The following is a 15432-nucleotide window of genomic DNA, read 5'->3' as shown; positions in this document are numbered from 1 at the left end:
AATATGAAAATCCCATTTCTCTCTCAGTTTTTAAACAGCGAAGGTGATATGAAGTCGGGCTCGCCGAAAATAACGTACGACTCTGGCATCAACGCTGGGCAGAAAACTCAGTTTGGGGCGTTGTTGACCAACATCAAACGCGAGTTGCCCGAGTTGCTGGCCGTATCCGTGGTCGAGCTCCGGTCGGGCAAACTGTTGGCTACGCATCATATTCCCGGCAAACTGGCGCCGGGCAAAGCCGCAGGCTACAATGCCGAAGTTATTCGTCAAAAGCAGCAAGCGCTGCAAGTAATGGGGTTGGCAGAAGAGGAGGCCATCGAAGACATTCTCGTGACTCTGAATACGCAGTGGCACATTCTGCGCCTGCTGCCCGGCAATCGGACATTTTTGCACCTGATGGTAAACATGCGCGATACCAACCTCGGGATTGCGCGCGAAGTAGTACGCTCCCAAGCCCACGCTGCCGCTTAATGGCTCCTACCGCCCACAAAAAAGGCCCCTCATGCGAGGGGCCTTTTTTGTGGGCGGCAGGAGCCGACTGTGCTCTACTTGAGGAGGTCGGACTGCTGGCGAAGCACGTCGCGGGCGATGGCCAGGTTGGTATCGCGCGAGTTCACCGCTAGGTAAATGAATTTCTTGCCGTCATCCAGCAAGTTGATGAGGTGCAACTGGTTGGTGAGGGTGATGAGAATGTCGTCGATTTTCTCGCCCGTGAGCTTCAGGGCCGACATAGCTTTCTGTTTTTGCTTCACCACTTCCGTGTTGTAAGCCGCAGCCGTTTCGGGGTTGAGCGACGGCGAATTGGAGTGCGAAGCGAGGCACATGCCCGAGCTTACTTCCACGATGGCTACGGCCACGAGCTGCGGCAAATCGTTGATGATATTTTGCACGGCTTGGCCGGCAGGAGAATTGGTTGAATAAGCCATTAGAGCTATAAGTTGGAAATAAAATGGGTTGTGGGAAAGCCGCGCCGGACCGGCGATGCGGGAGTAAATTATAGGTGGTTAGGGGCCAAGAGTGCCCGTTCCGCGAATCGAGAGGGTGTTAAGAAGCAATTAGTTAAATGCGAACCAGCGCTTGGCTTTGCGGGCGGGCTTGACGCGCGACTCGTAGTTGGGAACGAGGGTCACGTTCTCCACCTGTTTGCCATTGACCTTGATGTCCTCGCCGGTATAGCCGCCGTAGCCATAGGCCAGAATAACCGCTTGGTCCACAGGTACCAACATGGCATAGTTGCCCTCGGCGTCGGTGGTGACCCCACGGGAGTTGACTTTGTCCAAAACGGTAGCACCGATGAGCGGCCGGCCATTTTCGTCCAAGATTTTGCCCCGCACCGTGGTCATGCGCATCATCCCGGCGGCCTCTACTGTGGTTTCTGCCGCAGTGTCGGCCGTATCCGCTTTGGTAGCGGGAGCAGTGTTGGCGAATACGGCCCCGCCAATGAGGGCGGCCACGGCCACCAAGGAAGCCGCCTGGCGACGCACGCGCTGAGGCGAAGTGCGCACCAGGTTAATCTGGCGCTGCATCCAGCCCACGGCTTGCACATTTTCGCCGGTTAGCTGCATGTCGTGGAAGCGCTGCCAGGTCTCGTTTCCCAGCGAGGCATGCTTTTTCAAATGGGCATCTACCAGGGCGGTATGCTCACGCGACAAATCGCCGCGGAGGTAGGCGTCACGGTAAACAGGCAATAATTCGCCAGTAGTCGTGTCAAAGGGGTAAGCAGTTAAAGACATGCGGTAAATTGTGAAAAGTGATGAACAGGAAGTTAACATTGTAAGTGTTGGCTACCAAACAGTTGGTATTGCAATAGCAGAATGGGCAGACGGGCGTTGCCAAGTGCTGCTAGGCAAGCCTAAGCAGAAGTAGGCTTTCAGTCGGTAAGACACCCGAAAGTGGCGGCGAGCGGGTTCTTTGGCTTTTATAAAAACCAAAGAATGTTCCGATAATGGGAAAGAAGGCCTGCATTGGTTAATTCGAATGGATGACGGAAACGCGAGCAGGAGATTTTGGCTTTATTGAAATAATTATAAGTAATGTCGGAAGATGAAATTTTGCTCTTCCATAATCACTTATGAATAATCTCTTGGTTATGAGCAGATAAAATCGGAACATCTCTGATGAATGCCCAGGCATGATTCTGTCGCCATCTTTTTTGTTTAATGTTTGTTGCCTCAAATGTAAACAAGATTTGTTGGCATTATAGATAAAGTAATATTTATTTTTTATCTAATGATTTATATCCTTTTAACACAGGTTGATGATATGATGAATGCTTGAGCTTAATTTGCAAACGACTCATTATGAGCAGTATTTATCTTTAATTATAAAATGGATGATGTTAATCTAGGGTAAGGATGAGCTCTCTGGCACCTCATTAGTAGCTGGCGGTAGGCTTTGACACTGGTGCCCAATTATGCCCGTTCTTAAATTCCCATTTTGGGACTAAAACGTCAAAAGCTAACTTCTGCCTAGCGGCACGCACACTGGGAAATGAAAAAGCCACCGGCACGGTGACCCCAAATGAAAATCATTTGGGGTCACCGTGCCGGTGGCTTTTCTGCACCGTAGTGGCAAAGTAGCGTCACTACTACTTTGCCAGGCAGGGCTATCTGTTAATGCGCGTCCAGGCTAATCTTGCCGGTCACTTTAACGCGCTTGATGAGGAAGATGAGCGGAAGGCAGGCGATGAAGAAAAAGCCCAGGGCCGAGAATACCTGCGAATAGGTGATGATGGAAACCTGCTTCATCAGGATGCCATCGAGGGCGGCGTAGGCTTGGCGCTGGGCTTGCTCGAAGGAGAAGCCGCGGGCCATGAAGTTCTGGGTGAAGGCCTGCAGGCGCTGCACGGTTTCGGGGTCGTAGAGCGAGATGTTGGGCAGCTGGCCCACGCGGTTTTGCATGAGGCTGCGCTCGAGGTAGGTGCCCACGATGGCCACGCCGAACGAGCCGCCGAGCTGGCGAATCATGCCGGTGATGCCGGCGGCCTGGCCGGCGTCTTTGCCCTGCAGACCGGCCAAGCTCATGGTGGTGATGGGCAGAAAAATCAGGCCCAGGCCCAAGCCACGCACCATCAAGGGCCAGAAGAAGTCGCTCTCGCCGGCAGTGGGTGAAATGCGGGCCGCCATCCAGAAGGTGAAGAAAAAGAAGATGGTGAAGCCCACCGGAATCATGTATTTCTGCGGCACGCCGGCTTGCAGCGCCTTGCCGATAATCGGCATCATGAAGCCCGAAGCCAGGGCGCCCGGCAGCAGCAGCAGGCCCGTTTGGGCGGCCGTGAAGCCCAGGATGCGCTGGGTGAAAATGGGGAACACAAACACCGAGGCAAACAGCCCGAAGCCCAGCACGAACGAGAGGAACGCGCCCACCGCCAGGTTGCGGCTCTTGCCCAGCACGCGCAGGTCCACGATAGGCTTATCAGCCGTGAGCTCGCGCCAGATGAAGCCGACAATGCCGACCACGGAGAAGAACACAAACGTGTTGATGTAGGCGCTTTCGAACCAGTCTTCGGTCTCGCCCTGCTCCAGCACCAGCTGCAGCGAGCCCACGCCAAGTATCAACAGACCAATGCCGGCCCAGTCAATCTCGCGCAACGGCCGCGGAATAGCGTTTTTGATGCGCTCGGGGTCGCGGATGAACAGCAGCGTGAAAATGGCTGCCAGAATGCCCACAGGCACGTTCACGTAGAAAATCCAAGGCCAGCCGAGGTTGCTGTCCACGATGTAGCCGCCCAGCGTGGGGCCAATGGTGGGGCCGATAATCACGCCCATGCCGAACAGGGCCTGACCCAGCGGCAGCTGTTTGGGCGGGAAGGTATCGATTAGGATAGACTGCGAGGTAGCCATGAGCGCCCCGCCGCCGATGCCCTGCACGAAGCGAAACGCCACCAGCTCCCAGATGTTGGTGCTCTGCCCGCAGGCAATGGAGGCGATGGTGAAGATGAGCACCGACACGAAGTAGTAGTTGCGCCGCCCAAACTGCTCGGCCAAAAAGCCAGTCATCGGGATGACAATCACGTTGGCGATGCCGTAGGAGGCCACCACCCACGTCACTTCCTGCTGCGTGGCCGAGAGGTTGCCCATCATCTGGGTCAGGGCCACGTTCACGATGCTGGTGTCGATGAGCTCCAGCAAGCAGCACAGGACCACCGTAATAACGATAATCCACTTGGTAAATCCGGTTTCCATTCTTCTTAGGGTAGGAGGGTATGGGGGTGGGAGGGTAGGGGTTTGGTTGAGGAGCTTAGATTTGAGTAGCCTGCGCCTCCCACTATGACTGATAAGCTGTCGAATTTTGATTTTGCCGAAGAGTTTCGGCAGCGCACCAAAGCGTTTGCTTTGCGGGTGATGAAACTGGTGGACCGGTTGCCTACCGCGCCGTCTTGTCGGGTGGCCGGGATGCAGCTACTGCGTTCCGGCACTTCGGTCGCCGCCAACTACCGGGCCGCGTGCCGGGCCCGCTCCGAGCGAGAGTTCCTTGCCAAGCTGCACATCGCGCTGGAAGAAGCCGACGAAGCCGTGCTGTGGCTGGAACTCCTGAGCGAAGGCGGCCACATGCCCGAAGGCAGGCTTGACGAGCTGCTAACTGAAGCCCGGGCCATCATGTCCATCCTGGGCAAAGCTGAAAAAACGGCCCGCGACAAACAGAAAAAGGCGAGTAGAGAAAACGGCAAGGAGTAAGAGTAAGGAGAATAAAAACTCATACCCTCCTACCCCCACACCCTCTTACCCTAAAATCACTTCACCGCTACAATGGCGTTCACGCTCATGCCAGCGCGCAGGGGGTGCTGCGGGTCTACTTTATCGAGGGCGATTTTTACGGGCACGCGCTGGGTCACTTTCACGAAGTTGCCGCTGGCGTTGTCGGGGGGAAGGAGGGCGAAGCGGGCGCCGGTAGCGGCCGAGAGCGACTCGATGTGGCCCTCAAACTCCTGGTGCGGGTAGGCGTCGACCTCCACTTTCACGGGCTGGCCCACTTTCATGTTTTCCAGCTGGGTTTCCTTGAAATTGGCCACAATCCAGGTTTTTTCGCTGGCTACCAGGCCCATCAACTGCTGGCCGGGGGCCACTACCTGGCCGGGCTGCACGTTTTTCTTGCTCACGATGCCGTTGCCGGGCGCTAGCAGCGTGGTGTAGCTGAGTTGGAGCTTGGCATTGTCGAGGTCGGCCTGGCGCTGCTTCACGATGGCCTGGGCCACGGCTACTTGCTGCTGGGCGGCGGCCACCTGCTGGCGGGCCACGCCCACCTGGTCGGTGGCGGTGGCGCGCTGGGCGCTGGTGGCACGCAGGTTGGCCTGCACGGCGTCGTACTCACTCTGCGGAATGATGTCCTGCTCGCGGAGGAAGGTGCTACGCTGTAGATCTTTCTGCAGCTTGGCGCGGCTGGCCTCACTCACGCCGATGGTGGTTTGGGCGGTGCGGGCCGTGGCCTGGGCGGTGCCCACGGCGGCGCGGGCCGCTACTACCTGGGCTTCGGCGGCAGCGAGGGCGGCCTCGGCGGCGTTCACGCGCTGCTGGTAGTCGGCGGGGTCGAGGGTAGCCAAGACGTCGCCCTTTTTCACGGGCTGGTTGTCCTGCACCTTCACTTCCAGCACCGGGCCGCCCACGCGCGGCAGTATGGGGTACACGTCGCCTTCTACCTGGGCGTCGTCGGTGCTTTCGTGGGCCTGGGCAAACTGGTAGCGCGTCCAGCCATAGAAGCCACCAGCCAGCAGCACTACTGCCAGAATGATGAACAAGAGAGGGTTGCGCTTTTTGGGCTCTTCCATGGGCGTACCAGCATCCGCCTCGGTAGCGTTGGGGTAAGGCGCCGGGTTGTTATTGTGGGGCTGCACGGCAGGAGAAATTTCGGTCTGGGCCATCTTAATGAAGATTAAGAAAGAAGGAGTTAGAAGGGTTGTTTAAGAATAGTAGGCGAGAAAGCGGGCGCATCAGACTAGCTGTGCTTGCCTTCTTGGCTGAGTGATAATGGTGCCCGCACCAGCAGGGTGGCACAGGGCGCCGTGCGAAGCACGATTTCGGCCGTGGTGCCCATCAGGAAGCGGGTGATGCCCGTGCAGCCGTGCGCCCCAATCACGATGAGGTCGGCTTGCTGGCGCCGGGCTTCGGCTACGATTTCCGGAGCCGCCTCGCCCCGCACAATTTCCGTGTGCACGTGTTGGGCTCCGGCTTGAACGGCCGCCGTTCGCAAGCTTTCGAGCCGCTCGGCGCAGGGTTGCGTCGAAGAGGCTACTGAGAAAGTAGGTAGCCGGGCGGCCAGGTCCTCTTGCGGCTCGCACACGTGCAGCAGGCGTAGTTCGGCGTGGTGCGCCACGGCCAGGGCCGCTGCGTACGCCACTACTCCCGCCGAGGCAGCAGAGAAATCAAGTGGACAAAGGATGGTCATTCTTTTAGGGTAGGAGGGTGTGGGGGTAGGAGGGTATGGGGGTAAGAGGGTAGGAGTTATTTGGGTTAGGGGAAGTGAGCTGGAAAAGGAAAGAATTGGAAATCAATAACTCCTACCCTCTTACCCCCATACCCTCCTACCCTAAAAACCCCACACCCTCCTACCCTAAATAACCCCTTACCAAATCTGCTCGCCGGTGGCGCGCTTCAATTGGTACTGGCCAAGGGTGTAGTTGTAAATGGCCTGGGCGCGGGCCAGGCGGGCCTGGGCCAGTTGGGTTTCGGCGTCGAGCACGTCGAGGTTGGTGCCCACGTCGTAGCGGTAGCGGGCGCGGGCGCGGGTGAGGGCGTCGGTGGCCTGGGCGATTTGCTGCTCGGCGTTGGTGTAGCGGGCCTGGCTGAATTCCATGTTGTTGGCGGCCTGGCGCACGTCGGCGCGGATTTGCTCTTGCGTGTCCTGGGTGCGGGCCACGGCGCTGCGGGCGTTGGCCAGGGCCTCCACGCGCTGGTTTTTATTCTTGTTACCGTCGTAAATCGGCACCGACAGCTGCACCACGCCCACGGTGTTGGGACGAATCTGGTCGAGGTTGGGCAAGTAGCCGTTTTTGGCGCCCACCTGCGCCCCTATGCCCAGGCTGGGCAGGTTGCTGCGCTCCACGAGGCGCTGCTGGAGGGTGGCCGTGGTTTCGGCATCGCGGGCAAGCTTGATTTCGGGCCGGTTCTCGACCGCCTTGGCTACTTCTGACTCCACGTTCACGGCTTGGGGCTTAAAGGTCAACTGCCCTTTCACCGGAATGTCGGCTTGCGAAGGCTTGTGTAGGAGGCGGGACAGTTGCACCTGCTGGTTACGGAGCTGGTTTTGCAGGTCAATCTTGGTGCTTTGGGCCTGCGTGATGCGCACGTCGGTGGTCGTCACGTCGAAGCGGGTACTTACCCCTCCCTGCACGCGCTTTTCCATCTCGTTGCGGTGCGCGCGCAGCGACGCAATCTGCGCGTCCTGCACCCTGATGCTTTCGCGCATAAACAGGATGTTATAATACACCTGAGCCGCGTTGAAGGCGAGGTCCCGCTTGGTTACGTTCACGTTGTCGCGGGCGGTTTGCACCTGCGACTCGGCCAGCTTAACGGTGGCGTCGTTCTTACCGAAATCAAGCAGCAGGTACTGGGCCGTGATGTGCGCGTCGTAGTTATTGTTGGGCGCCAGGCGCAGCGTCTCGCCGCCAAAGGGCAGCTGCACCACGGGGTCGATGCGGGTGTAGGAAGCCGTGCCGGTTATCTGAGGCAGGAAGCCAGTGCGCGTTTGGGCCAACCGACCGCCGGCCGCATTGGCGAGTTCGTCGAGCGAAGTCACCGCCGGGTTGGCATCGAGCACCGAACGCAGGGTGCCATCCAACGTCAGGGAATCCGACACAAACTCAACGCCGGAAAGACTCTGCGCCGAAGCAGAGCCAGCGCCTAGCAACGCCAGCGCCAGGGAAAAAAGCGCCGAACTTGAAAAACGAGAAAACATAAGGAGAGCAGATATGAGTTACCTCGCTCTTACCGAATGTTGTGCCAGTTGGCTTTACAGCTCATTTATAAGATTACGCATAACATAAACATCTGTAAAATAGCTTATTGTAGACTTAAAAGGTTTTATAAAACATAACGGCACCAAAACTGTATTTCTTAAATATCAGGAATTGCTAAAAACGTGTTCCTGTTATTTCAGGAAACATAGGCCCATGGTTTCGCTTACCTCACGATGCAACAAGACGACACCTTACTATTGCACCTAAACGAGGCCATTGCCACGATACGTGACAAAGACTCGCTGTTCAAAATAGTCACTACCAAGCTGCGGCTCATATTTCCGTTCGACATTATTGGCATCAACGTATTCGACGCCGAGCTAAAGAATAAGCGGCTATTCCTGCGCGATTACTACGGGGCCGACGACCAGTGGCCGGCGTCACCCAACATGGACACCTTCACGCCGATAGCGGGTTCTCCCGTCGAAAAGCTGGTGGCAGACCCGTATGTGCGGCAAATCACGCTCGAAGATTACATCGGCGACTACCCCGCGTTCGAGCCTTTTCAGCGCCTATCCCACATGGGCATCGTTCACCTGACCACCGTACCCTTGCGCACAAGCGGCCAACTGACCGGTTTTCTCTCCCTGGCTTCGCGGCGGCGTCCGCACCTCAGCGAGGAGGATAAAAAGCTGCTCGAAAAAATAGGCCCGCTCATTGCCGTGGCCGTGGCCAACACCCTGGCTTTCGAAGAAGTAGCCCGCCGCGAGCAGGAGCGTACCCTGCAGCTCAACATCAACAATGCCCTGCTCAGCATCAAGCAGCGCGAGCCCTTGTTCCGGGCCATTGCCGAGGAGCTGAACCGCTTGGTCGCCTTCGAATACTTTGGCATTCGGGTGCAGCGGGCGGGGCAGGAGAAGATGTTTCAGGCATTCGCCGAGTTTTCGCGGGCTACCCCCGATGCCCCACTCGAAGCCCTCGGGCCCAACCGCGACGCCGACGAAGCCCTGACTAACGCGGAAGGCATCTACCAGCAAAGCACCCGGCTGCTGCAGTCCGCCGCTATCTATTCGGGACCCGAATTCAAGGATTTGGCAGTGCGCTACCCGCGCCTGCGCTACGTGTACGAGCACTACGGCACCCGCGCCCTGCTGGTGGCGCCCATCTGGCAGCGGCCCGACAGCGCGGCGGTGCTAACCCTCTCGGCGGCTCGGCCCGATGCTTTTCGGCCCAATGACCTAGCCACTGTGCTGGCCCTGGTGCCCCAAATTGCTTTGGCGCTGGAAAACCTGTTCGCCTTCGAGCAGATAGAGGAGCTGCGGGCCCAGGTAGAGCAGGAGCGGAGCTACCTGGTGGATGAAATCAACACTTCGGCGCGCTTCGGGGCTGATTCCGGCACTTTCATCGGCAGCGGCCCGGCCCTGCAGCAAACCCTGCTGCGCATTCGCCAGGTGGCTTCTACCGATACCACGGTGCTGATTTCGGGCGAAACCGGCACGGGTAAGGAGCTGGTGGCCCGCGAGCTGCACAACGCCTCGCCCCGCCACGCCCGCGCCCTCATCAAGCTCAACTGCGCGGCCCTGCCCGCCCAGCTCACCGAAAGCGAGCTGTTTGGCCACGAGAAAGGCGCCTTCACGGGCGCAGTGGAGCGGCGCATCGGCAAGTTTGAGCTGGCCAACGGCGGCAGCATCTTCCTCGACGAAATCGGCGAGCTGCCCCTCGACCTGCAAGCCAAGCTGCTGCGCGTGCTGCAGGAGAAAGAGTTCGAGCGCCTGGGCGGCACCAAGGTGCTGCACTCCGACGCCCGCGTCATCGCCGCTACCAACCGCGTGCTGGCCGACGAAGTAGCGGCCGGCCGCTTTCGCGCCGATTTATACTACCGGCTCAACGTGTTTCCCATCGAGCTGGCTCCCCTGCGCGAGCGCCGCGAAGACATTGAGCCGCTGCTGCGCCACTTCGTGCAGCGCCTGAGCAAGCGCCTGGGCAAGCCCGCGCGTCAGGTGCGCCCCGCCGACCTGGCCGCGCTGCAGGCCTACGCTTGGCCGGGCAACATCCGCGAGCTGGAGCACGTGCTGGAGCAGGCCATCATCGTGAGTCAGGGCCCTTACCTGGAGTTTGCTGGCTTTGCGGCGGCGCCCCTGGCGGCCCGGACCGCGGCGATTTCCACCCCAAGCAATGCCCCGCTCAAGACCCTGCGTGAGCAGGAGCGCGACCATATTCTGGCCGCCTTGCAGCGCACCAACGGGCGGGTGAGCGGCGCGCAGGGTGCGGCCCTGCTGCTCGATATCAACCCCAAAACCCTGGAAGCCCGCATGAAAAAGCTCGGCATCCGGCGCACCGTCATGGGATGAGGCCGAGCAGGGGCCGTTTGCTGGCTGTATAATCATTCAGCAGAAACGTTGTAGAGACGCATATTTGCGTCTTGTCGTTGAACAACCTTCCATGCACAACTGGCGCGGCTATCGTTCAACGACGAGACGCAAATATGCGTCTCTACATGGTCTCGCCCTAACCTTTGGTTCCAATGAAAACATTAGCTGACATGGTCCTGCTCGGGGACCCGCGCCTGTACGAAACCTGTGAACCCATAACCGAAGCCGACCTGCCCCACTTGGCCGGCTGGGTGGCCGACTTGCACAACGTGATGAGCGAGGTGCGGGCCAAGTACCACTTCGGCCGGGGCATTGCCGCCCCCCAGATGGGCATTATGAAACGCCTGGTCTACCTCAACCTCGACCGGCCCATGGTGCTCCTCAACCCCGAGCTCACCGACCAAAGCGCGGAGATGTTTGAGCTCTGGGACGACTGCATGAGCTTCCCCAACCTGCTGGTGCGGGTGCAGCGCCACGCGACAGTCACGGTCCGCTACCGCGATGAGCACTGGCAGCCGCAGGTGTGGCCGGTGCAGGACGCCCTGTCGGAGCTACTCCAGCACGAGTGCGACCACCTCGATGGCGTGCTCTGCACCATGCGCGCCATCGACCAGCAGTCCTTCCGCTGGAAGCCCTAACGTGGCTAGCACTGGTAGGTAAATGATTTAAAGGCTGGCCACCGGAAAGCTTGCTCTAGCAGCAAAAACCACCGTCATGCAGAGCGTAGCGAAGCATCTCGCGTGGGATAGTAACTCAATCGTTGAACGAATCGAGCGAGATGCCTCGGCTCCGCTCGGCATGACGGGCATTCTTCGTGATTTAGAGGAGGAGCAGGCCTAATCAGTGATATTCGCCAGAGCGCAAAAGAGCTTCTCCTACCGACGCGCGTAACCTCCAGAGGGAATTTGATGTTGAATAACCTCCACATTTCCCTTTCCTGATGCGCTTCCTCCAACCCCTTGCCACGGCCGCAGCCCTGCTGGTCGCTTGCCCCGCCATTGCCCAAAACGTGCCGCCCGAGGCCACGCCGTTTAAAATGACGGGCAACATCTACCTGCCCAACAAGCTCCCAGCCACCGACGCCCGCGTGGCCAGCCTGAAAGTGCCTGCCGGCTTCGCCATCACCAAGTACGCCGAAGGCCTCGACAAACCCCGCATGATGGCCGTGGCCCCCAACGGCGACGTCTACGTCTCGAACCGCGTGGCCGGCACCATCACGCTGGTGCGCGACGCCAACAAGGACGGTAAAGCCGAGGTGCAGCGCCAGGTAGCCCAAAAGCCCAACCTGCACGGCGTGGCCCTCAAAGACAACAAGCTCTACATAAGTGCCGTCCGGGAAGTGTACGTGGCCGATGTGCAGCCCGACGGCGGCCTCGGGGAGCTAAAAGTGCTGTACAAGGATTTGGCTGATGCCGGCCAACACGCCAACCGCACCCTCGCCTTCGGCCCCGACGGCCAGCTTTACCTGTCAGTAGGCAGCACTTGCAACGCCTGCGACGAGGACAACCCCGAAAACGCTACCCTGCTGCAAATCAAAACCGATGGCTCAGGCCGCAGCATCTTCGCCACCGGCCTGCGCAACACCATTGGCTTCGACTGGCACCCCAGCACCGGCCAGCTTTTCGGCATGGACCACGGCATCGACTGGCTCGGCGACGAAAGCCAGATGGAAGAGCTCAACCAACTCAAGCAGGGCGCTAACTACGGCTGGCCTTCCATCATCGCCGACGGCAAGCCCTACCCCGCCAACAAGCCCAAAAGCGGCGAAACCTACGCCCAGTTCGACGCTAAAGCTGTGCGGCCGTCGCTGCTCTATAAAGCTCACTCGGCCCCGCTGGCCCTGGTGTTCTACCGCGGCGCGCAGTTCCCGACCACCTACAAAAACGACGCCTTCGTGACCATGCACGGCTCCTGGAACCGCGCCCAGCCTTCGGGCTATAAAATCGTGCGCGTACACTTCGACGCCCAGGGCAAGCCCGAGAAATTCGAGGACTTCATCACCGGCTTTCTGGTGAATGAAGGCAAGTCGCACTTCGGCCGCCCCTGCGCCCTGGTGCAAGCCAACGACGGCTCCTTGCTGATGACCGACGACGACAACGGCATCATCTACCGCATTGCCTACGCCAAGAAATAACGGTTGAGCTGTGGTCGCCGGCGGACGTCAGCCGTACACGGGCTTACTTTCCACCAATCAACCACTTATCATGGCCAACACGACCACCACGCCCCAGCACACCGACCCCGCCACCAAGACCAAGGAAAAGAAAAACGAAGTGGAGGTGAAGGACAAGCCCTCGGGCAAGACCATCAAGACCCAGAAGAAATAGCTTCCCAGAGATACCAAAAGAGCCCGGCGCGTCAAATGATGTGCCGGGCTCTTTTGTGCGGTAAATGCACCGTTTGGCCCGTGACGTCATACGATAAAGGCCGCTTGCGTAAGTTTCGGCATGCTAACCTATTTTTTGATGAACCATAAACAACTTACACTGCTGACCCTGGCAGTGGCCACCGCTTTGAGTGCGTGTTCGCAGCCGAAAGACGAAGCCCTCAGCACTCCCGATTCGCAAAAAGTGGAAGCGCCGGGCATGAATATTGAAAGCGAAGAGGATGCATCCACTGTAATAACCAGCGACGAAATCGAAGTAACCATCACGGGCAACAAGTCGGTGCAAAAGCGCGCCTGCAACGGACAGGACGTGCAAATACAAGGCGACGAAAACCAAGCTAATTTCACCGGACGCTGCGCCGGGCTTTACGTCATTGGCAACCAGAACCGAATAACGCTGGAGAACGTGACCACAATCCAAGTAACCGGCGACGACAACACCGTACGCTGGCGCGGCACCGAACCCGAAATCACCAACATTGGCAAGGGCAATACCATAGCTAAAGCCGAATAAGCAGGGGCGGGCGGCGCATGCACAACCTACTTCCAGGCGTATAGCAAGCGCCGCACCAGAATGATTTCGCCGGTGTGGTAGGCGTTGTGGTCACCAATAAGCAGGGCTTCGCGCAAAATGGTTTGGCCGGTGCCGTGCGGCAGGGGCGCCAACATGTTAGTGCCGGGGGCGTGCAGCAAATGAAGAAAACGCTGCCGGTCCTGCCGAATGTGGTCCAGGGTTTCCTGCCACTGGTCTTCGTCGGCGGTGGCATCCGGGGCAGGCCAGTAGCCTTCCGGCCATTTGGGCGATTCGTGCTTGGGTTCGAGGCAGAATTCTACAATGTCCCACTGCGCAATGCGCACGTGCTCGACCAGCTGCCAGATGGTGTAGGGCACATCGGGCACGTGCTGGTTCCAGATTTTCGGCGTCAGGCCGGCGCAGGCTTCCTCAAACGTGGCGTGGGCATTGCCCTTGGTGAGCAGGCTGGTTAGCTCGGCCACCAGGCCTTTTTGATTGGGCCTGTCCATTGGGGCGATGCTGCTTGGTATCATGGGTTTGCTGCTTTTAATCAGGTTGCTGTCCCTCCGTCTGGGGTTTGGGAAGATGCGCCGCCGGTGCTTTCTGCTGCAAGGCCTTCAGGGCTCCGGTCGACCACAGCGCCCAGCCCATCAGCACGGGCTGGAAAAACAGCCGTCCCAGCCGCTTGGCATCAGTGTCGAGGCCAAATGCGGAAATGCCGTGGGTGTATTGGTGCACGTTGCCGGGGAAGACCAGCGCGTAGAAAACGGCCAGGCCCAGGCCCATGCGCACGCGGTTCCGACCTTTGAGTAACAGCAATGCCAGCCCCAGCCCAATTTCCACCACGCCCGATAGCAGCACCACAGTATCCTTATCCATCGGTACGAAATCGGGCACCTGCGCCTGAAACTCCTGCCGCTGAAAGGTGAGGTGCCCCGTGCCAGCTACTACCATAAAAGTGCCCAGCAGCCCCCGGGCTACGTTTTGCAAAGTTGTGGTGTGCGGCTGAATGGGCATGGGCTTGGGGCAGGTGGCAGGACGCTACGCTATACGGCAAGCCCGCAGGCAAGGTGCATACCCGACCAGGCTGCTGGAACGAGCCCGCGGGCAAGGCTGCGAAAAGATTTTCGTATGGCGGGGCTTAATCGCGGGGCTGTTCGCCCCAGGCAATTTTGGTAAGCTGCCGGCCTTGCAGCACCAGCGCCGCCACTTCCCTTTTGCCGCCAAGCCCGTAGAAATCCAGGTTGGTTAAAACCAGTTCGGGGCCATAGCTGGTGGTAATAGGGTTGTGGGTGTAGAGGCCATTGTTGAACAAAGGGTCTACCACCGTGATAATGCCCCGAGTAATAGTGGCCAGGAAAGTAGAATTACGCCAATTGATGTAGTAGAGCGTCTGCCCCTGCCAGCGGAATCCGCCAAAAGCCAGTAGCGAGTGATAGTTAAATACCGGGACCACCGCGGGGTTCGGTACGGAGTTGGCGAAGGTGTACTGCCACTCTTGCTGAGGGTTTCTGGAAGCCGATGCCAGCGGCAATGCTTCCACGTTCGGAATAGCGGCGCAACTCATCCGGCTCATCATGTGGCTCAGGGAAGCAAGCAGTCGGTATTGCCCCTGCTCCTGCCAGACGGCTGCAGCACAAGTCGCGTCAATACGGCGCGTGGTGTGCTTCTTCTTGTCGAAGAAGTACGCATTGCCGCCAAATTCCCCCTGGCAGTCAGCATACACCAGGTACCGGTCGTCTTCAAACAGCTTCGGCGCTTCTCCAAACGGCACGGGCTCCCGGTAAGGCCGCCAGGTTCTGCTGGCTTGGTCAAAGGCGTAGTGTTGGCCGCCGCTTAGCCCAATTAACTGGCCAACTATTAGCCATTGGTTGGTGAATTTGCGGCTGTTGAGCTGCCGTTCCAGTTGCTCATCCCGCGTCAGGCCATCCAGGCGGAAGCAGGCGAAGGAGCCCGGCTCGAACAGTGCTACCACGCATTTTTGGTAGATAACGGAATAAGCAAGCGGGTAGCCGCCGCCAAACGGATTGCGCAACTGCACCACGCGGGGGCGCAGGCCAAGGCTTTTTTCAGCCAGTCGGATTTTAGCCCCAATGTTGCTGCCGGCATACTGCCGGCCATTCACCAACACCCCGTCCTGATGCAACACCGGCAGGGTAATGGTTTCATCCGGAAATAAAGACCTTTTTTTGATGTGGTCCAGCATTTGCGCAAAATCACCGTACTGCGGTCCTGCCGTGGGCACGATAATTTTCTGGCCGAATGCCGG

The 15432-nt window shown here is 58.8% G+C and carries 16 protein-coding genes; 7 read left to right on the top strand and 9 right to left on the bottom strand.

Annotated features, from left to right (window positions below):
• Positions 1 to 3: 3 nt before the first annotated feature.
• Positions 4 to 471, top strand: coding sequence for a hypothetical protein (locus BMZ66_RS08355; RefSeq protein ID WP_234795030.1), 468 nt, complete (start codon positions 4 to 6; stop codon positions 469 to 471).
• Between the two features lie 74 nt (positions 472 to 545).
• On the opposite strand, the gene BMZ66_RS08350 is transcribed toward BMZ66_RS08355, so the two are convergent.
• From BMZ66_RS08350 to BMZ66_RS08340, 3 genes are all read right to left on the bottom strand, one after another.
• Positions 546 to 926 (bottom strand): hypothetical protein, encoded by a 381-nt coding sequence (locus BMZ66_RS08350; protein ID WP_092671050.1) that lies wholly within the window; start codon positions 924 to 926, stop codon positions 546 to 548.
• A 129-nt stretch (positions 927 to 1055) separates the two neighbouring features.
• On the bottom strand, positions 1056 to 1733 hold the full coding sequence (locus tag BMZ66_RS08345) for a carboxypeptidase-like regulatory domain-containing protein (protein WP_177204653.1): 678 nt from the start codon (positions 1731 to 1733) through the stop codon (positions 1056 to 1058).
• A gap of 879 nt (positions 1734 to 2612) precedes the next feature.
• Positions 2613 to 4184, bottom strand: coding sequence for a DHA2 family efflux MFS transporter permease subunit (locus tag BMZ66_RS08340; protein WP_092671044.1), 1572 nt, complete (start codon positions 4182 to 4184; stop codon positions 2613 to 2615).
• Between the two features lie 84 nt (positions 4185 to 4268).
• On the opposite strand from BMZ66_RS08340, the gene BMZ66_RS08335 reads away from it, so the two are divergent.
• Positions 4269 to 4676, top strand: coding sequence for a four helix bundle protein (locus BMZ66_RS08335; protein ID WP_092671041.1), 408 nt, complete (start codon positions 4269 to 4271; stop codon positions 4674 to 4676).
• Positions 4677 to 4732: 56 nt separating this feature from the next.
• Here BMZ66_RS08335 and BMZ66_RS08330 read toward each other — a convergent pair whose 3' ends face one another.
• From BMZ66_RS08330 to BMZ66_RS08320, 3 genes are all read right to left on the bottom strand, one after another.
• Positions 4733 to 5857: an HlyD family secretion protein gene (locus BMZ66_RS08330; RefSeq protein ID WP_092671038.1), complete on the bottom strand. Its 1125-nt coding sequence runs from the start codon at positions 5855 to 5857 to the stop codon at positions 4733 to 4735.
• A gap of 74 nt (positions 5858 to 5931) precedes the next feature.
• Complete coding sequence (locus BMZ66_RS08325; protein ID WP_092671035.1) at positions 5932 to 6381, bottom strand: universal stress protein; 450 nt, start codon at positions 6379 to 6381, stop codon at positions 5932 to 5934.
• Positions 6382 to 6558: 177 nt separating this feature from the next.
• Complete coding sequence (locus BMZ66_RS08320) at positions 6559 to 7890, bottom strand: TolC family protein (RefSeq protein ID WP_092671032.1); 1332 nt, start codon at positions 7888 to 7890, stop codon at positions 6559 to 6561.
• A gap of 234 nt (positions 7891 to 8124) precedes the next feature.
• Here BMZ66_RS08320 and BMZ66_RS08315 point away from each other — a divergent pair, with 234 nt between their 5' ends.
• From BMZ66_RS08315 to BMZ66_RS08300, 5 genes are all read left to right on the top strand, one after another.
• Complete coding sequence (locus tag BMZ66_RS08315; protein ID WP_092671029.1) at positions 8125 to 10242, top strand: sigma 54-interacting transcriptional regulator; 2118 nt, start codon at positions 8125 to 8127, stop codon at positions 10240 to 10242.
• A 173-nt stretch (positions 10243 to 10415) separates the two neighbouring features.
• Entirely contained in the window at positions 10416 to 10901 is a 486-nt protein-coding gene (locus BMZ66_RS08310; RefSeq protein ID WP_092671026.1) for a peptide deformylase, read from the top strand.
• A gap of 302 nt (positions 10902 to 11203) precedes the next feature.
• Positions 11204 to 12397 (top strand): PQQ-dependent sugar dehydrogenase, encoded by a 1194-nt coding sequence (locus tag BMZ66_RS08305; protein WP_092671023.1) that lies wholly within the window; start codon positions 11204 to 11206, stop codon positions 12395 to 12397.
• A 70-nt stretch (positions 12398 to 12467) separates the two neighbouring features.
• Positions 12468 to 12590, top strand: a complete 123-nt coding sequence (locus tag BMZ66_RS26250) for a hypothetical protein (protein ID WP_262507572.1) — start codon at positions 12468 to 12470, stop codon at positions 12588 to 12590.
• 138 nt (positions 12591 to 12728) lie between these two features.
• A complete protein-coding gene (locus BMZ66_RS08300; RefSeq protein WP_177204652.1) occupies positions 12729 to 13163 on the top strand; it encodes a DUF3060 domain-containing protein in 435 nt (144 codons plus the stop codon).
• 26 nt (positions 13164 to 13189) lie between these two features.
• Here BMZ66_RS08300 and BMZ66_RS08295 read toward each other — a convergent pair whose 3' ends face one another.
• The 3 genes from BMZ66_RS08295 to BMZ66_RS08285 form a co-directional block, all read right to left on the bottom strand.
• A complete protein-coding gene (locus BMZ66_RS08295; RefSeq protein ID WP_092671017.1) occupies positions 13190 to 13672 on the bottom strand; it encodes a DinB family protein in 483 nt (160 codons plus the stop codon).
• Between the two features lie 37 nt (positions 13673 to 13709).
• Positions 13710 to 14180 carry a DoxX family protein gene (locus BMZ66_RS08290; protein ID WP_092671014.1) on the bottom strand — a complete coding sequence of 157 codons (471 nt, stop codon included), beginning with the start codon at positions 14178 to 14180 and terminating at the stop codon, positions 13710 to 13712.
• A gap of 124 nt (positions 14181 to 14304) precedes the next feature.
• Positions 14305 to 15408, bottom strand: coding sequence for a hypothetical protein (locus tag BMZ66_RS08285; protein ID WP_143080114.1), 1104 nt, complete (start codon positions 15406 to 15408; stop codon positions 14305 to 14307).
• Positions 15409 to 15432: the final 24 nt, after the last annotated feature.

The sequence above is a fragment of the Hymenobacter arizonensis genome (genome assembly GCF_900115775.1).
In the GTDB taxonomy this organism is placed as follows: Bacteria; Bacteroidota; Bacteroidia; order Cytophagales; family Hymenobacteraceae; genus Hymenobacter; species Hymenobacter arizonensis.
The sequence above is the reverse complement of the archived record's forward strand: the minus strand, read 5'-3'. Positions and strand labels throughout refer to the sequence as shown.